The sequence below is a fragment of the Solimonas marina genome (assembly GCF_012241385.1).
Lineage (GTDB): Bacteria > Pseudomonadota > Gammaproteobacteria > Nevskiales > Nevskiaceae > Solimonas > Solimonas marina.
In genome coordinates this window covers 78,077-94,297 of record NZ_JAAVXB010000007.1, presented here as the reverse complement: position 1 = coordinate 94,297, position 16,221 = coordinate 78,077, and the positions used below count along the sequence as shown (strand labels likewise).

Sequence of the window (16,221 nt, the reverse complement as noted above, 5' to 3'; positions counted from 1 at the left end):
GAAAGACCCGCGCGTGCATCCCGAGCCGCCATTGCCATGGCCGACCGTCGCGGTCTTTTCCGGGAGTTCTTCATGGATATCTTGAAATCGGTCAACGTCGCCGAGCTGCGCCGCATGCGTGCCGCCGGCGAGAAAATCGCCAGCCTGACCTGCTATGACGCGAGCTTTGCATTGCTCGAAGATCGTGCCGGCGTCGATCTGGTCCTCATCGGTGATTCGCTGGGCATGGTCATGCAGGGCGGGACCACGACCACGCCGGTGACGGTCGATCACATCGTCTATCACAGCCGCTGCGTGGCGCCGTTTCTCAAGCGCGCCTTTCTGGTTGCCGACCTGCCGTTCCTGTCGTACGCGACGCTGGAGCGCGCGCTCGATTCGTCGCAGCGCCTGATGCAGGAGGGTGGCGCGAAGATGGTCAAGCTCGAAGGCGGCCGCGAGCAGGCCAGCATCGTCGAGTACCTGGCGACGCGCGGCGTGCCGGTTTGCGCGCATCTCGGTCTGCAGCCGCAGTTCGTGCACAAACTCGGCAACTTCAAGGTGCAGGGGCGCGAGGACGAAGCGGCCGAGGCGATGTTGCACGACGCCAGGGTCCTGGCCGATGCCGGCGCCGACCTGCTGCTCGTCGAGTGCGTGCCGGCGTCGCTGGGGCGACGCATCACCGAGCAATCGCCGGTGCCGGTGATCGGCATCGGTGCCGGCGCCGAGACCGACGGCCAGATCCTGGTGCTGCAGGACATCCTCAATATTTCGCCGATGGTGACGATCGGCCACAAGCCACGCTTCGTGAAGAACTACATGGCCGGCGCGCCGGATATCGAAGCGGCGATCCGTGCCTACGTCGACGAGGTGAAATCCGGCGCTTATCCGGCGCCCGAGCATTGCTTCGCCGACGCCGTGGCGAACAAGGCCGTCGCCGCTGCGCCGAAGACGGCGCTGCCGGGCGTTGCGCCGGCACGACGCCAGCAGCCGGTCAAGAATCCAGCCAAGAAGCCAGCCAAGAAGAAGTAGCGCGGACCCGCAAGATGAAGACGATTCATACGATCGCCGAGCTGCGCGCGCAGCTCGCGCAGTGGCGCGCCGCCGGCGATCGCATCGCGCTGACGCCGACCATGGGCAATCTGCACCGCGGTCACTTGCGTCTGGTCGAAGCCGGGCGGGCGCGGGCGCAGCGCGTGGTCGCCAGCGTTTTCGTCAATCCGCTGCAGTTCGGGCCGAACGAGGACTTTGACCGGTATCCGCGCACGCTGGCGGACGATGCCGAGAAGCTGGCCGGCGCCGGCTGCGATCTGTTGTTCGCACCGAGCGTCGCCGAGATGTATCCGCATGGCCGCGACGGCTTCACGGTCGTCAGCGTGCCGCGCTACGCCGATGTTCTGGAAGGCGAATGCCGGCCCGGCCATTTCGACGGGGTGGCAACGGTGGTCAGCCTGCTGCTCAACATCGTGATGCCGGACGTTGCGCTGTTCGGCGAGAAGGATTACCAGCAGCTGCTGGTGATTCGGCAAATGGTCGGCGATCTGCATATGCCGATCGAAATCGCCGGTGTGCCGACCGAACGCGAGGACGGCGGCCTGGCGATGTCGTCGCGCAACCAGTATCTGGCGGGCGACGAGCGCACGCGGGCGCTGCAGGCCTACGCGGCGCTGCAGGCCGTCGCCGATGGCCTGCGCGGCGGGCGCCGCGATTACACGGCCTTGTGCGACGCACAGATCGAGCGCTTGCGCGATCGGGGTTTTGCGCCGCAGTATCTGGTCGTGCGTCGCCCCGACTTGTCGGAACCGGCAATCGATGACAGCGAATTTAGAATCCTTTTGGCGGCATTTCTCGGAAAAACGCGGCTGATCGACAATATTGCAGTGTCGACAGCGCTTTGATCGGCTGCTGAAATCGGCTAAACTGCAATCTTTCCCGGAGGGTTCCGGGCACCGGGTGTATGTCTTAGTGGGCCACCCGCCTTATACGACCTGAGAGTCGACGCGCGTATGTCTTAGTGGGCCGCGCCCGATTCGAGAAATTCCAAGAGGCATCTCCATGCAATTGCACATGCTGAAATGCAAGCTGCATCGTGCTTGTGTGACCCACGCCGAACTCGATTACGACGGCTCCTGCGCCATTGATTCGAAGCTCCTCGAACTGGCCGGCATTCTCGAGTTCGAGCAGATCCAGATTTACAACATCACCAACGGCCAGCGCTTCACCACGTACGCCATCACCGCCGAGCCGGGCTCGGGCATCATTTCGGTGAACGGCGCGGCGGCGCACAAGGCGGGTGTCGGTGATCGCGTGATCATCTGCGCCTTCTCGTCGATGGACGCCGCTGCGGCGCGTGTCTACAAGCCGCGCCTGGTCTACCTCGACGAGCAGAATCGCGTCCTGCGTACCGCCAACACGATTCCGGTCCAGGCGCTGAGCGCCTGATCGCGTGAAGTCGCTTCAGGCGTGGTTTCCCACGCTGATTCATAACGAACGCCTGCAGGCCCGCGGCCTGCGGGCGCTCAATGCTGAGCTGCTCGACGAATGCCTGCGCATCCGCGAGCACGACGAGGCCGGCCGGCAATGGTCGGCACCGAACTATCCGCTCGGCTATACCAGCTACGGCTCGCTCGACCGGCTGCATCTTTTCTCGTCGACCTTCGATCTACTGCGCGAACGCATTGACGAGCATGTCAAGACCTACGCGCGTGCCCAGCACTGGGATCTGCGCGGCGGCCGTCTGCAAATGACCGACTGCTGGATCAACATCATGCCGCGCGGCTGTGCGCACAGTTTCCATCTGCATCCGCAGGCGGTGGTCAGTGGTACCTATTACGTGCAGACGCCGGCCGGCTGCAGCGGTCTGAAGTTCGAAGACCCGCGTCTGTCGCGATTGATGGCGGCGCCGCCTCGACGCGCGCGCGCGCCGGCGTCGACCCAGGCGCACATCATCTATCCGGCCAAGGCCGGTCACGTGATTCTGTTCGAGAGCTGGCTGCGCCACGAGGTGCCGGCCAGCCCGGTCGAGACCGAGCGCGTCAGCATCAGCTTCAACTACCACTGGACCTGAGTTTCGGACGCAAGCTCGGGGGCGGGGGTATTTCCGAGAAGCAGGCGAACGGCTAGTCTTGGGGGTTCATGAATGCACCGATCCCCAAGTCGCCCAGTGCGACCCCTGCCTGGCGTGCGCTGAGCGCGCATGCTGCGCGGTTTGCCGATGTCCGTATTGCGGACCTGTTCGCAGCTGACCCGCAGCGCGCGCAACACTACGTCTGCGAAGACGTCGGCATCTATCTCGACTACTCCAAGCAGCGCGCCAACCACGAGACGTTGGATCTGCTGTTTTCGTTCGCGCGCCAGCAAGGACTCGATGCGTGGCGTACGCGCCTTTTCGGCGGCGAGCACGTCAACAACACCGAGAACCGCGCGGCGCTGCACATGGCGCTGCGCGCGCCGCGCGTCGCCGATTTTCGGGATGCCGGTCGTCGCGTCGGTGACGAGGTGCAGGACGTGCGTGAGCGCATGGCCGCTTTTGCAGAACGTGTTCGCGATGGTGAGTGGCGCGGGGCGACCGGCAAGCGTATTACCGACATCGTCAACATCGGCATTGGCGGCTCCGACCTCGGGCCACGCCTGGTATGTAGTGCGTTGTCGCCGGCCATCGATGGGCCGCGCCCGCACTTCGTCGCCAATGTCGACGGCGCTGAACTGCACCAGACCCTGTCGCGTCTGCGCCCGGAGACGACGTTGTTCGTCGTCGTCAGCAAGACCTTCGCGACGCAGGAGACGCTGGCCAATGCGCTGCATGCGCGCGCCTGGCTGATCTCATCGCTCGATATCGAGGCGACCGCCCAGCACTTCGTCGCGGTCTCGACCAACGAGGAAGCGGTGTCGGCGTTCGGCATCGCGCCGGACAATATGTTCGGCTTCTGGGACTGGGTCGGCGGCCGATATTCTTTGTGGAGCGCCGTCGGTCTGACGGCGATGGTCGCACTCGGGCCGCGCCGCTTCGACGCCCTGCTGCGCGGCGCGCATGCGATGGACACGCACTTCCGACGCACGCCGCTCGAACACAATCTGCCGGTGCTGCTCGGCCTGCTGGCCGTCTGGAACCACAACTTCCTCGGCTGCGCCAGCCATGTGATGGCGCCGTACGCGCAGCGCCTGTCGCTGTTCTCGGACTGGGCGCAGCAGCTGGAGATGGAGTCCAACGGCAAGGGCGTGACGCGCGACGGCCTGCCGGTCGATTTCCAGACGACGCCAGTGCTATGGGGCAATGTCGGCAGCAACGCCCAGCACGCGTATTTCCAGATGTTGCATCAGGGACCGGCGGTGCATGCGGTCGACTTCATCCTGCCGGTGTTCGCCGATCATCCGTTCCGCGACATGCACCGCAAGCTGACCGCCAACTGCTTTGCCCAGGCGTCGGCGCTGATGCGCGGCAAGACCGCCGACGAAGTGCGCGAGGAGTTGCAGGCCAAGGGGCTGGAGGGTGATGCCCTCGAAGCGGCGATTCCGCACCGCGTGTTCCCCGGCAACCGGCCCAGCAACATGCTGCTGATCCCGCGCATCGACGCCTTCCATCTCGGCGCCTTGCTGGCGCTTTACGAGCACCGCACCTTCGTCGAGAGCGTGCTGTGGGGCATCAACGCCTTCGACCAGTGGGGCGTCGAGTTCGGCAAGCAGTTGACCAAGCGCCTGCTCGAATCCGAGACCGAGGTTTCGCTTGACCCGTCGACCGACGAGTTGATGCGCAAGGTGCAGTTCTACGCGCGTTAGCGCAGGCCCGGATCAGGCGTCGCCGCTCTGGCGCGTCAGTGCCCAGGCGACGTGCTCGCGAACCAGCTCGTCGGCGTCGTCGCGGCGCGCGAGCAGTGCGTCGCGCACGGCCTCTGAACGAGGCGCATTGCCCAGCGCAACGGCGAGATTGCGCAGCCAGCGCGAATAGCCGCTGCGACGCAAGGCCATGCCTTCAGTGCGTGCGCGCCACTGCGCCTCGTCCCACGCAAACAGGTCGACCAGCGCCGCTGCGTCGAGGCCGTGGCGTGGCACAAAGTCGGCCTCGACGGTCGGTTTGGCGTAACGATTCCACGGGCAGACCAGCTGACAGTCATCGCAGCCGAAGATGCGGTTGCCGATCGCCGCGCGCAATTCGACCGGAATGCTGCCGTGATGCTCGATCGTCAGATACGAGATGCAGCGTCGCGCGTCGAGCCGGTACGGCGCGATGATCGCCTGCGTCGGACAGACATCGAGGCAGGCCGTGCAACTGCCGCACAGATTCGCCGTGGCAGGCGCTTCGCTTTCCGGCAGCGCCAGGTCGGTGAAGATCTCGCCGAGGAAGAACCACGAGCCGGCATCGCGGCGCAGCAGCAGGGTGTTCTTGCCGATCCAGCCGAGTCCGGCGTTGCGCGCCAGCGCCTTCTCCAGGGCCGGCGCGCTGTCGCTGAACACGCGATAGCCGTGCGGGCCGATCGCCGCTGCGATGCGCTCGGCGAGCTTGGCGAGGCGCGCGCGCATCAGCTTGTGATAGTCGCGGCCGAGCGCGTAGCGCGAGATATAGGCGCGCGCGCCGTCGGCGAGGATGGACTCGGCGGCGACCGCGTCGTGACGGTAGTCGAGTCGTGCGCAGATGACGCTGACGGTGCCCGGATGCAGCGCCGCCGGCCGTGCGCGCAGCTCCAGATTGCGCGCCATCCAGTCCATGCCGCCGTGCAGCCCGTCGTCGAGCCAGCGCCGCAAGTGCGCAAGGTCGTCGTCGAGGCGCAGATGCGCAACGGCCGCGTCGGCAAACCCGAGGCTGCGGGCCCAGTGCGGAATCTGCTGCGCAAGCTGTGCGGGATCGAGGGGCGTAGACATCGGGTGCTGCGTCGCGTGGCGGGCGGAAAACCGCCGATTCTATGCAGAAGTTCGGCAAGCGGCTTCTTATACTGCCGCCGATGAACGAACGCGACCGCAATCTCTATACGGCAGCGCAGGTGCGCGACATCGACCGCCGCGCGATCGTCGACCATGGCCGGTCGGGCTATGCGCTGATGCAGGCCGCGGCGCGCGCGTGCTGGGCTTACGCGCGCCGTCGCTGGCCGGACGCGCTGAAGATCGTCGTAGTCTGCGGCGTCGGCAACAACGGCGGCGATGGCTATGAGATCGCGCGGCTGGCGCGTGCCGACGGCTGCAGTGTGCGTGTCTATGCCGATGGCGCGGCGCCCGGCGCCGGCGATGCCGCGCGCGCTCGAACGGCCTGGCTTGCCGACGGCGGTGCGATCGAGGTGCTCGACGGTCCCCTGCCGGCGGTCGACCTGATCGTCGATGCACTATTCGGTACCGGCTTGAGTCGGCCACTCGATCATGCGGGTCTGCGCGCGGTGCAGGCCATCAACGCCGCGCGCGACGCTGGCGCGCAAGTGCTGGCGGTCGACGTGCCGTCGGGCCTGGATGCCAGCCGCGGCGTGACGCCGTCGGCGCTGGCCGTGCGCGCCGATGCCACCGTCAGCTTCATCGCGCGCAAGTTCGGGCTGTACAGCGGCGACGGTCCGGCCTGGGCCGGTGAGCGCCACTTCGATGCGCTCGACGTGCCGGCCGCGGCCTATGACGGCATCGCGCCGATCGCGCGCCTGCAGGGTCGCGACAGCTTGCTGCGGGCCTTGCCGCCGCGCGTGCGAACCGCACACAAGGGCGACAGCGGCCACGTGCTGCTGGTCGGCGGCAATCACAGCATGATGGGGGCGATCCTGATCGCCGGTCGCGCGGCGCTGCATGCCGGGGCCGGACTGGTCAGCGTCGCGACGCGCGACGAGCACGCGGTGGCGTTGACCGCCGCGCAGCCGGAGCTGATGTGCCATCGCTGCGAGACCCCGGACGCGCTGCAGGCGCTGATGGTGCGCGCTGATGTCGTCGCAATTGGCCCCGGGCTCGGTAGCGACGATTGGGCGCGCAGCCTGTTCGCGGCAGCGCTCGCCAGCGACAAGCCGCTGGTCGTGGACGCCGACGCGCTGAATCTGCTGGCCGCCACGCCGCAGGCGCTGCACGACGCCATCATCACGCCGCATCCGGGCGAGGCTGGACGTCTACTGGGCCTGGCGACGCGCGAGGTGCAGGCCGATCGGCTCGCCGCCGTCCAGGCGCTGCAGGCGCGCTACGGCGCGGCGGTCGTGCTCAAGGGCGCCGGCACGGTCGTCAGCGGACAGCCGCCGGCGGTCTGTCCGTACGGCAATCCGGGCATGGCGGTCGGCGGCATGGGGGATGCGCTGACCGGTATCGTCGCCGCCCTGCGTGGCGCTGGCCGCGACGCCGAAACCGCTGCGCAACTCGGCGTACTGGTCCATGCGCTGGCCGGCGATCGCGCCGCGCGCGACGGCGAGCGCGGCTTGTTGCCGAGCGATCTGATCGATGCGCTGCGCGCCGTCGTCAATCCGGAGTCACGATGAACACGATGTGTGAATGCGAGCTCGCCGATGCTGCGGCGACCGAGCGCGCCGGTGCCGCGCTCAGTGTCTGGATGCAGCGCGGCTCCGGTGGTCTGATTTATCTGTGCGGTGACCTCGGCGCCGGCAAGACGACACTGGCGCGCGGCCTGTTGCGGGCGCTGGGCGTCAGTGGGCCGATCCGCAGCCCGAGCTATACCTTGATCGAGCCGTACACCGTGGGTGGCCGCACGGTGCTGCATCTCGATCTCTACCGCTTGCGCGATGCGGACGAGATCGAAGGCCTGGGTTTGCGCGATTACCCGCTGACGCAGTGCTGGTGGCTGGTCGAGTGGCCTGAACATGGCGACGGCTATCTGCCGCCGGCCGACCTGCGGATCACGCTGCAGGCTGAAGGCGCCGGGCGCATCTTGCGGGCGCAGGGCAGGGCCGGGGCCGACCTGTCATCCCTGCGTGCCGAGATGGGGGCAGCCGTTCGTATCGCGTCCAAGTAATGACATTAAAAATGCCTCCTATCCAGCTGTTTGTAAGGCATAAATTTGCATTGACATCGAGATTGGGTTAGCTTCGGGTCCAAATTCTCAGGGAATCGCTCCATGCGCTGGGGGATAGGTCTCGGTCTGCTCGTCGCCACGACGCTCGCCCATGCGGCCGAGTTGCGTGACGTGCGCGTCTGGGATTCGCCGGCATCGACGCGCGTGGTGCTCGATGTCAGCGCGGCGTCCGCCTCGCATGTCTTCACGCTGAGCAACCCCAATCGCGTCGTCATCGACCTCGACGGTATCGACGCCAGCGGCGTCAAAGTGGCCGATCACACCGAAGCCAAGGGCGTCGTGCGCGGCGTGCGCGGCGGCGTGCGCGGCGATGGTGTGCGCGTGGTGCTCGACGTCGCCCAGCAGGTCAGTGTCAATTCGTTTGCCCTGGCGCCGAATCACGAGTACGGCGACCGCGTGGTCGTCGATCTGACGCCCAAGGGCCAGGTCACCACGCCGCCGCCAGCTGCCGCCGCGCCGGCGCCGACTCCGGTCGCGCCGGCGACCAGCGCGTCCAAGGGGGCGGCGCTGGAAGTCGGCGATACCGTGCCGGGCACCGGTGCGTTACAGGACAAGCCGGTGATCATCGCCATCGATGCCGGTCATGGTGGTGAGGATCCGGGTGCGCATGGTCCGTCCGGCCTCAAGGAAAAGGACGTGACACTGGCCATCGCGCGCAAGCTGGCGCTGATGATCAATACGCAGCCGAACATGCGTGCGGTGCTGACGCGTGACGGTGACTACTACGTCGGTCTGCGGCAGCGCGTCGAGATCGCGCGCAAGCAGCAGGCGGACATGTTCATTTCGATTCATTGCAACGCGTTCACGCGCAGCTCCGAGCGCGGTACCGCCGTCTACGTGTTGAGCAATCGCGGCGTCAGCTCCGAGCAGGCACGCTGGCTGGCCAACAAGGAAAACGCGGCCGACTTCGTGGGCGGCGTCGATCTGCACGACAAGGACGATGACTTGGCGGCGACGTTGATCGACCTGTCTCAGAGCGCGACGATGGAGGCGAGCTTCGATGTTGGCTCACGCATCCTGCATTCGATGGGCAAGATCAATACGCTGCAGCGCCACGACGTGCAGCAGGCGGCATTCGTCGTGCTCAAGGCGCCGGATATTCCGTCGGTGCTGGTCGAGACCGCATTCATTACCAATCCGCACGAGGAAAAGCTGCTGGGCACCGGCGCTTATCAATCCAAGCTGGCGGGCGGCATCCTCAAGGGCATCGAAGGTTACTTTCACGCCTACCGTCCAAAACAGCCGCAGTCACCGCCGCAACAGCTGGTCGAGGCGCAGCCGCACATGACCAAGGTCAGCGCGGCGAAGCGCGGCGGCCTGCAGGAAGCCAATCTGCAGCGCTAGATCAGCGGCGGGTGGTTGGGTGTGCGCACCGCGGAATTTCCGAGCCGTGTTCACGCCAGATAACGATGATCCCGGCACGATTTGTCGCGATTGGCGGCACAAAAAAAGCCCCGGCATGGCCGGGGCTTTTTGCTGGAGGCTATGCCGTTCAGCGCTGGCCGTAAGGCTTGGAGAACTGCTTCTGCAGCCCGGCGATCGGACCGCCCAGGGTTTGCCCTTGGTTCGGCCCCGGCGTGCCGACGCCCGGGTTGCCGGTGCCACCGGCGGCAACCAACGCCGCGTAGTCGATGCCGAGGCCGGCGCTGCCGCTGGTGCCGCTGCTGCCCGACGTTGCACCGGTGCCAGAGGACTGCGCGAACGCCGGCGCCGCCAGTGCGACGGCGAGGGTGGCGGCACTCATACGGATCATCCACTTGTTCATGCTTTACTCCTTGATTCGCGAGCGAATCGTTTAAAGCGTATTGAAGGCGAAGCCAACGCCGACCGAGCCGGCGAACTCGACGTTCTGGCCGTAGCGTTCCCCAAGATTGGTCGCGCCTAGCGTGACCGTCAACGGGAACGAGCGCAGCGGTGCAACCGACAGCGCCGCGTTGGTGAAGCGGCCGGTGTATTCAGCCAGCACCGAGATCTGTTGCGTGAAGTAGAACGCCGCCGAACCGAATACGCCCGGCTTGTCCTTGCCCGGTTCGTTGTAAAGCTCATTGCCCATGCCGATGTTGAGGATCGCCGCGTACTGGCCGACCGGCACCATCTTGGTCGCCACCGCGTAGACGCTGGCGCGATTGGCATTCTTGAACTGATCGCTACCCCAGCGTCCGGTGCCGTTGACGCCGATGGCGAACGAGGCATAGCCCGGCATGTTGGTGTGCAGCTTCAGGCCGACCGAGCCGGATTCGCCGAAGCTGTCACCGCTGCCGGTATCACCAAACAGCGAAGACGAGGCGACCGACACTTCCAGTGCCGCATACTTGTCCGGATCGCCGAGGCCGAAGGCAACGCCGAGTGAGCCGTCGGCATTGTCCTGATTGCAGTCGCAGCTTTGGCCGTAAAAGCCAGCACCGAACGTGCCCCAGCGCGCACCGAAGGCGACCGGCGCCTGCAGGGCAGGTGCCGCAAAGCCCTTCATATCGCTGGCCGAGACGCTGGCCGCGGTGTTGCTCTGGGCCCAGGCAGGCGTGCTCGCGAGCGTCATGACTCCCATCGCGAGAGCTGCCTTGTATCTGTTTTTCATACTGATCCCCTCTGGTGGTTGCTGACGACGCCCGAAGCTTAGATGAACGTCGTCGCTGCGCGAGTCTGCGCAGCCAATCTTGAACCGGGGCTGACGCTGGATCCTCAGACCGCGGCGTGGCGTCGCCGCAGGCGACCGACGATGGGCATGTCGCTGCGATCGGCTGCCGGCTGGTAGGCGAGATCGAAGTCGGACAGCGCCGTCAGGCAGGTGTCGACGTCCTGATCGTCACGCAAGGCGAAAGCATTGATGCCGCTGCGCAGCATGTTGTGCAGCTGATCACGCACCACAGCGCCACCCCGTGCGCGAATCTCGCCCTTGTAGTCGTAGCGGTCGCGCAGTACGCGCGCCTGGCTGTAGGCGCGGCCGTCGGCGAAGGTCGGGAAGTCCAGCTCGATCATCGGCCGATCCTCGAGCAGGGGCCAGATCGTGCCGACTTCGGCCGTGTTCGGCAGTCGCACCGCGATCGGTGCGCCGCTGGCCTGCAACGCTTCGCGTTGTTCGAGCCAGCGTGCCAGCGGCACGATGCATGGCGTGCCGGCTGGCGTCTGATCGTCGGCGAGTTCGACGTAAGCATCGGCCGCGACGCGGCCGTCGATGATCAGTGCGCTCATGCGGCCACCGCTTCGTTGGCATAGATGCGCGCCTTGAACGGTGGCATGCCGACGCGCCGGTAGCACTGCAGGAAGCTTTCGTCTTCCGAGTGACGCTGTTCCATATAAACGTCGATGATGCGTTCGACGGCTTCGGCGATGTCGGCGCGGCTGATCGCCGGGCCGGTGCGGTCGCCGAGGCTGGCGTCGTCGCCGGCCGAACCGCCGAGCGTGACCTGGTACCACTCCTCGCCGTGCTTGTCGACGCCGAGGATGCCGATGTGGCCGACGGTGTGATGGCCGCAGCCATTCATGCAGCCCGACATTTTGATCTTGATGTCGCCGATGTCGTACTGATGGTCGAGCGAATCGAAGCGGTCGTTGATGTCCTGTGACACGCCGATCGAGCCGGCATTGGCCAGTGAGCAGTAGTCGAGGCCCGGGCAGCAGATCATGTCGGTCAGCAGACCGATGTTCGGTGTCGCCAGTTCGTGTTCGCGCAGGGTCTGCCAGACGGCGTAGACGTCGCCTTGTTTGACCTCGGCGAGCACGATGTTCTGATCGTGCGTGACGCGCGCTTCGCCGAAGCTGTAGCGCTCGGCCAGATCGGCGAGCACGTCCATCTGTTCGGCGGAGGCGTCGCCCGGCACGCCGGCCGGCGGTTTCAGCGACACGAACACGACCTTGTAGCCGTCGACGCGGTGCGCCAACACGTTGCGACGCACGAAGGCGGCGAACGCTGGATCTTCGGTGACACGCTGCTCGAAGCCGGTGTCGGCCGCGGCCGCTGCGTCGTAGGCGTGCTCGTCGAAGCGCGACTTGATGAAGTCGATGTCTTCGCGATGCAGGCGCAGTTCGCTGTCGCGGATCAGCGCCCATTCGGCCTCGACCATTTCGGCGAACTTGGCCGGGCCGGTTTCCTTGACCAAGACCTTGATGCGCGCACGGTGGATGTTGTCGCGGCGACCGAGACGGTTGTAGACGCGCAGCACCGCTTCCAGATACGACAGCAGATCGAGTTCCGGCAAAAAGTCGCGAATGCGGTGCGCGATCATCGGCATGCGGCCGAGGCCGCCGCCGACGTAGATGGCGTAGCCCAGCTCGCCGCTTTCGTTGCGCACGATGTGCACCCCGATGTCATGCACCTTGGTCGCAGCGCGGTCGGAGGTGGTCGCCGAGAAGGCGATCTTGAACTTGCGCGGCAGCCAGTTGAACTCCGGATGGAAGGTCGCCCACTGCCGGGTCAGCTCGCAGTACGGACGCGGGTCGACGAGTTCGTCGCGCGCGGCGCCGGCGAGATGGTCCGAGGTGATGTTGCGAATACAGTTGCCGGACGTCTGGATCGCGTGCATCTGCACGCTGGCCAGATCGGCGAGGATGTCCGGCACGCGCTCGAGCTGCGGCCAGTTGAACTGCAGGTTCTGGCGCGTCGTGAAGTGGCCGAAGCCCTTGTCGTACTCGCGGGCGATGTGCGCCAGCATGCGCAGCTGGCGCGCAGCGAGCAGGCCGTACGGAATCGCGATGCGCAGCATTGGCGCAAAGCGCTGGACGTAGAGGCCGTTGCGCAGGCGCAGTGCCTTGAACTCGTCTTCCGGAATCTTGCCGGCGAGATAGCGCTGCGTCTGGTCGCGGAACTGCGCGACGCGTTCGTCGACGAGCTGCTGGTCGTAGGAATCGTATGTGTACATGGCAATCAAAAGCGCGGGTCGCTCATTATCAGGGGTTTTCCCCCGGTGATGAAGCGTCCCCCGCGTGTTTTTGTGACGGTTCTAAGTAAAGACCGAATCGTTATTTTGCGGGCGGCAGCTCGCTGATCAACGCTAGCGCCCGTTTGCGACGCTGTTCGGCATCGCCGATCGCGACCATTTCATCGACCACCTCGCGTGTCAGGTGCGGGGCGAACAATTGCAGGAATTCATACATGAAGCCGCGCAGGAACAAGCTGCGACGAAAGCCGATATGCGTGACGCTGTCCTCGAACAAGTGATCGACCGGCAGGGCGACGAGGTCGCGGTCGGCCTGCGCGTCATAGGCCATCGACGCGACGATGCCGATGCCCAGGCCGAGCCGCACATAGGTCTTGATGACGTCGGCGTCGACCGCGGTCAGCACCACGTCCGGGCGCAGGCCGATGGCGATGAATGCCTGATCGAGCTTGGAGCGGCCGGTGAAGCCGAAGGTGTAGGTAATGATCGGGTGCGCGGCGATGTCCTGCAGCGTCAGCCGCGACGTCGCCGCCAGCGGATGGTCGGGCGGCACCAGCACCGCGCGGTTCCAGTGGTAGCACGGCAGCATCACCAGGTTTTCGAACAGGTGCATGGCTTCGGTGGCGATCGCGAAATCGGCCTGGCCTTCGGACGCCATTTTCGCGATCTGCGGCGGCGAGCCCTGATGCAGGTGCAGGCTGACCTTGGGGTAGCGCTGGCGAAACGGCTGCACGACCGCCGGCAGCGCGTAGCGCGCCTGGGTGTGCGTGGTGGCGATCGCCAGCTCGCCACGGTCGGCGTCGTGAAACTCGTCGGCGACGCGCTTGATGTTGTCGATCTCGCCGATCAGCCGCTGCGTGTACTCGAGGATGCGCTGACCGGCCGGGGTGATTTCCGACAGGTGCTTGCCGTTGCGCACGAAGATGTCGACGCCGAGCTCCTCTTCGAGCAGGCGGATCTGCTTGCTGACGCCGGGCTGCGATGTAAACAGCGCTTCGGACGCCGCGGTGACGTTGAGGCCGCGCCGTGCGACCTCATGGATGTAATGCAATTGACGAAGCTTCATGGCTCGTCCTTATTCGAAACCGTAATAACAGTATAGGCGTTGCGCCCCGGCTTCCAAGGGCGTGACGCGCAAAAAGAACATGCAAGAACTGGGACTTATCCTCGCCGGTCTGATCGTCGGCTCGGCAGTGGGCGCCACCGGTGTCGGCGGTGGTTCGTTGATGACACCGATCCTGATCCTGTTCTGCGGGATCAAGCCGACGATCGCGGTCGGTACCGACCTGCTCTATGCGAGCCTGAGCAAGGCTTTCGGCGTTGCGCTACACGGCCGCAACGGCAGCGTCGACTGGAAGATCGTGATGTGGTTGTCGGCCGGCAGCCTGCCAGCCACCGCCGTCACGCTGCTGGTGCTGCACCATCTGCGGCCCGGGCCGTCGCTCGATCACCTGATCCAGGGCGTTTTGGCTGCAGCGATCATCGTCACCGCGTCGTTCACGCTGTTGCAGGAGCCGATCCGGCGCTGGATGGGCCGTCACGGCGTCGCGGTCGGCGACGACGCGCTGCAGCGCTTGCAGCGGCCGCTGACACTGCTTGCCGGAGTGTTGATCGGCACGCTGGTGACGATCTCGTCGGTCGGTGCCGGCGTCATCGGCATGATGATTCTGCTGCTGCTGTATCCGCGTCACGAGCCAGTCAAACTGGTGGGCTCGGATCTCGCGCACGCGGTGCTGATTACCGGCATCGCCGGTCTGGGACACGCCGGGATTGGCGCGGTCGACTACCGTATGCTCGGCTTGTTGCTGGTGGGAGCGCTGCCGGGCATCTGGCTGGGCACGCGGCTTGGGTTTCGCATGTCGCCGTTGTTGCTCAAGCGCGCGGTCGCGGGCTTTCTGGTTTTCATCGGTGTGACGATGGCGGCCAAGGCCTGGGCACTCGCGCACTGAGCGCGAATCGTGCGAAAAGGCGCCATGGACGAGTCGAACTGGCCGTATTTCCCTGTTTTTTTACAGCTGCAGGATCAGCCGGTGCTGCTGGTCGGTGGCGGTGAGGTGGCTGCGCGCAAGCTGCTGTTGCTGCGCCGTGCCGGTGCGCGTGTGCAGATCGTCGCAGCGGCGCTGCACGGCGACGTGCAGGCAGCGGTGGCCGACGGCGCGGCTGAGCAATTGGCGACGGCGTTCGATTCGCAGCAGCTGCGCCGACAGCGTCTGATCGTCGCCGCCACCGACGATCGTGAACTCAATGCTCGCGTTGCGGCGGCGGCGGCGGCGGCCAACATCCCGGTCAATGTCGTCGACGATCCGGCCTTGAGCACCTTCATTGTGCCGGCCATCGTTGATCGCAGCCCGCTGATGGTGGCGGTTTCGTCGGGCGGCGCCGCGCCGGTGCTGGCGCGACGTCTGCGTGAGCGCATCGAGACGATGTTGCCGGCCGCCTACGGCGGCCTTGCGCGCTTCATGCATCGCATGCGCGCCGCCGTCAAAGCGGGCGGCGCCGCATCGCCGCGGCGTGTCTGGGAGGCCTTCCTCGACGGAGGCGGTGCCGAGGCCGTGCTGCGCGGCGACGAAGCGGCGGCCGAACGGACGATCAACGAGCTGATCGCGCAGACGCCGGCCGCTGGCGAGGTCTATCTGGTCGGTGCCGGGCCGGGCGATCCGGACCTGCTGACGTTTCGCGCGCTGCGCCTGATGCAGCAATGTGACGTGGTGCTCTACGACCGTCTGGTCTCGCCCGGTGTGATGGAGCTGGTGCGCCGCGACGCCGAGCGCATCTTCGTCGGCAAGGCGCGCAACCAGCACACCGTGCCCCAGGATCAGATCAATCTCGAACTGGTGCGTCAGGCCCAGGCCGGGCGCAGGGTGCTGCGCCTCAAGGGCGGCGATCCGTTCATCTTCGGCCGCGGTGGCGAGGAAATCGAAACGCTGATGGCACATGGCGTCGCGTTCCAGGTCGTGCCGGGCGTCACCGCTGCGGCCGGCTGCGCGGCCTACGCCGGTATTCCGCTGACCCACCGTGACTACGCGCAATCGTGCATCTTCGTCACCGGTCACGCGCGCAAGGACGGTGTGCTCGAACTGCACTGGGATCAGCTCGCGCGTCGCGGTCAGACCGTGGTGTTTTACATGGGCCTGCAGACGCTCGCGCAAATCTGTGCGCAGCTGCTTGCGCACGGCCTGCCACCGGACTGGCCAGCGGCGGTCGTCGAGGAAGGCACGTCGCCACGCCAGCGGGTGGTGACCGGTACGCTCGGCGATCTGGCGGATCGGGTGCAGGCGCTTGATGTGAAGGGGCCGAGCCTGCTGATGGTCGGCGAGGTCGTGAAGCTGCGCGAGAAGCTGGCCTGGTTCAGCGGCGCGCATACCACCGAATGAGCCGGAGCCGTGCACGACGGCC

Annotated in this window: 16 protein-coding genes; 10 read left to right on the top strand and 6 right to left on the bottom strand. The window is 66.1% G+C overall.

Features of this window, described 5'->3' with window-relative positions; genetic code table 11:
• The first annotated feature begins 72 nt into the window (after positions 1–72).
• From panB to pgi, 5 genes are all read left to right on the top strand, one after another.
• Positions 73–1,008 (top strand): 3-methyl-2-oxobutanoate hydroxymethyltransferase, encoded by a 936-nt coding sequence (gene panB, locus G7Y82_RS13245; protein WP_168148607.1) that lies wholly within the window; start codon positions 73–75, stop codon positions 1,006–1,008.
• A gap of 14 nt (positions 1,009–1,022) precedes the next feature.
• Positions 1,023–1,874 (top strand): pantoate--beta-alanine ligase, encoded by an 852-nt coding sequence (gene panC, locus G7Y82_RS13240; protein ID WP_168148606.1) that lies wholly within the window; start codon positions 1,023–1,025, stop codon positions 1,872–1,874.
• A 157-nt stretch (positions 1,875–2,031) separates the two neighbouring features.
• Positions 2,032–2,418: an aspartate 1-decarboxylase gene (gene panD / locus G7Y82_RS13235; RefSeq protein ID WP_168148605.1), complete on the top strand. Its 387-nt coding sequence runs from the start codon at positions 2,032–2,034 to the stop codon at positions 2,416–2,418.
• Positions 2,419–2,422: 4 nt separating this feature from the next.
• Positions 2,423–3,043, top strand: coding sequence for a TIGR02466 family protein (locus tag G7Y82_RS13230; RefSeq protein ID WP_168148604.1), 621 nt, complete (start codon positions 2,423–2,425; stop codon positions 3,041–3,043).
• A 68-nt stretch (positions 3,044–3,111) separates the two neighbouring features.
• Positions 3,112–4,752 carry a glucose-6-phosphate isomerase gene (gene pgi / locus G7Y82_RS13225; protein WP_168148603.1) on the top strand — a complete coding sequence of 547 codons (1,641 nt, stop codon included), beginning with the start codon at positions 3,112–3,114 and terminating at the stop codon, positions 4,750–4,752.
• Positions 4,753–4,764: 12 nt separating this feature from the next.
• Here the strand turns inward: pgi and queG are convergent, their stop codons facing one another.
• Positions 4,765–5,832 (bottom strand): tRNA epoxyqueuosine(34) reductase QueG, encoded by a 1,068-nt coding sequence (gene queG, locus G7Y82_RS13220; RefSeq protein WP_168148602.1) that lies wholly within the window; start codon positions 5,830–5,832, stop codon positions 4,765–4,767.
• Between the two features lie 80 nt (positions 5,833–5,912).
• Here queG and G7Y82_RS13215 point away from each other — a divergent pair, with 80 nt between their 5' ends.
• The 3 genes from G7Y82_RS13215 (at position 5,913) to G7Y82_RS21735 (ending at position 9,295) form a co-directional block, all read left to right on the top strand.
• Positions 5,913–7,400: an NAD(P)H-hydrate dehydratase gene (locus tag G7Y82_RS13215; RefSeq protein ID WP_168148601.1), complete on the top strand. Its 1,488-nt coding sequence runs from the start codon at positions 5,913–5,915 to the stop codon at positions 7,398–7,400.
• Positions 7,397–7,891 (top strand): tRNA (adenosine(37)-N6)-threonylcarbamoyltransferase complex ATPase subunit type 1 TsaE, encoded by a 495-nt coding sequence (tsaE, locus tag G7Y82_RS13210; protein ID WP_206370682.1) that lies wholly within the window; start codon positions 7,397–7,399, stop codon positions 7,889–7,891. Before G7Y82_RS13215 ends, tsaE begins: the two co-directional genes overlap by 4 nt.
• Positions 7,892–7,993: 102 nt before the next feature.
• Positions 7,994–9,295, top strand: a complete 1,302-nt coding sequence (locus G7Y82_RS21735) for an N-acetylmuramoyl-L-alanine amidase (RefSeq protein WP_168148600.1) — start codon at positions 7,994–7,996, stop codon at positions 9,293–9,295.
• A 148-nt stretch (positions 9,296–9,443) separates the two neighbouring features.
• Here G7Y82_RS21735 and G7Y82_RS13200 read toward each other — a convergent pair whose 3' ends face one another.
• The 5 genes from G7Y82_RS13200 to cysB form a co-directional block, all read right to left on the bottom strand.
• A complete protein-coding gene (locus G7Y82_RS13200; protein ID WP_168148599.1) occupies positions 9,444–9,716 on the bottom strand; it encodes a hypothetical protein in 273 nt (90 codons plus the stop codon).
• Between the two features lie 30 nt (positions 9,717–9,746).
• The gene (locus G7Y82_RS13195; RefSeq protein WP_168148598.1) at positions 9,747–10,487 is read right to left on the bottom strand and encodes a hypothetical protein; all 741 of its coding nucleotides are present in this window, start codon (positions 10,485–10,487) and stop codon (positions 9,747–9,749) included.
• A gap of 143 nt (positions 10,488–10,630) precedes the next feature.
• Positions 10,631–11,140: a DUF934 domain-containing protein gene (locus G7Y82_RS13190; RefSeq protein ID WP_168148597.1), complete on the bottom strand. Its 510-nt coding sequence runs from the start codon at positions 11,138–11,140 to the stop codon at positions 10,631–10,633.
• Positions 11,137–12,807 (bottom strand): nitrite/sulfite reductase, encoded by a 1,671-nt coding sequence (locus G7Y82_RS13185; RefSeq protein ID WP_168148596.1) that lies wholly within the window; start codon positions 12,805–12,807, stop codon positions 11,137–11,139. Before G7Y82_RS13185 ends, G7Y82_RS13190 begins: the two co-directional genes overlap by 4 nt.
• A gap of 100 nt (positions 12,808–12,907) precedes the next feature.
• Complete coding sequence (gene cysB, locus G7Y82_RS13180) at positions 12,908–13,891, bottom strand: HTH-type transcriptional regulator CysB (RefSeq protein ID WP_168148595.1); 984 nt, start codon at positions 13,889–13,891, stop codon at positions 12,908–12,910.
• Positions 13,892–13,952: 61 nt separating this feature from the next.
• On the opposite strand from cysB, the gene G7Y82_RS13175 reads away from it, so the two are divergent.
• Both G7Y82_RS13175 and cysG read left to right on the top strand, forming a co-directional pair.
• Positions 13,953–14,774, top strand: a complete 822-nt coding sequence (locus G7Y82_RS13175; RefSeq protein ID WP_366515662.1) for a sulfite exporter TauE/SafE family protein — start codon at positions 13,953–13,955, stop codon at positions 14,772–14,774.
• 24 nt (positions 14,775–14,798) lie between these two features.
• Positions 14,799–16,199, top strand: a complete 1,401-nt coding sequence (gene cysG / locus G7Y82_RS13170; RefSeq protein WP_168148594.1) for a siroheme synthase CysG — start codon at positions 14,799–14,801, stop codon at positions 16,197–16,199.
• The last annotated feature ends 22 nt before the right edge of the window (positions 16,200–16,221 follow it).

Bases quoted from the DNA above. Each gene is read 5' to 3' on its own strand.
- panB (WP_168148607.1), top strand. From the start codon at position 73: ATGGATATCTTGAAATCGGTCAACGTCGCCGAGCTGCGCCGCATGCGT.
- panC (WP_168148606.1), top strand. From the start codon at position 1,023: ATGAAGACGATTCATACGATCGCCGAGCTGCGCGCGCAGCTCGCGCAG.
- panD (WP_168148605.1), top strand. From the start codon at position 2,032: ATGCAATTGCACATGCTGAAATGCAAGCTGCATCGTGCTTGTGTGACC.
- pgi (WP_168148603.1), top strand. From the start codon at position 3,112: ATGAATGCACCGATCCCCAAGTCGCCCAGTGCGACCCCTGCCTGGCGT.
- queG (WP_168148602.1), bottom strand. From the start codon at position 5,832: ATGTCTACGCCCCTCGATCCCGCACAGCTTGCGCAGCAGATTCCGCAC.
- G7Y82_RS13215 (WP_168148601.1), top strand. From the start codon at position 5,913: ATGAACGAACGCGACCGCAATCTCTATACGGCAGCGCAGGTGCGCGAC.
- tsaE (WP_206370682.1), top strand. From the start codon at position 7,397: ATGAACACGATGTGTGAATGCGAGCTCGCCGATGCTGCGGCGACCGAG.
- G7Y82_RS21735 (WP_168148600.1), top strand. From the start codon at position 7,994: ATGCGCTGGGGGATAGGTCTCGGTCTGCTCGTCGCCACGACGCTCGCC.
- G7Y82_RS13200 (WP_168148599.1), bottom strand. From the start codon at position 9,716: ATGAACAAGTGGATGATCCGTATGAGTGCCGCCACCCTCGCCGTCGCA.
- G7Y82_RS13195 (WP_168148598.1), bottom strand. From the start codon at position 10,487: ATGACGCTCGCGAGCACGCCTGCCTGGGCCCAGAGCAACACCGCGGCC.
- G7Y82_RS13190 (WP_168148597.1), bottom strand. From the start codon at position 11,140: ATGAGCGCACTGATCATCGACGGCCGCGTCGCGGCCGATGCTTACGTC.
- G7Y82_RS13185 (WP_168148596.1), bottom strand. From the start codon at position 12,807: ATGTACACATACGATTCCTACGACCAGCAGCTCGTCGACGAACGCGTC.
- cysB (WP_168148595.1), bottom strand. From the start codon at position 13,891: ATGAAGCTTCGTCAATTGCATTACATCCATGAGGTCGCACGGCGCGGC.
- cysG (WP_168148594.1), top strand. From the start codon at position 14,799: ATGGACGAGTCGAACTGGCCGTATTTCCCTGTTTTTTTACAGCTGCAG.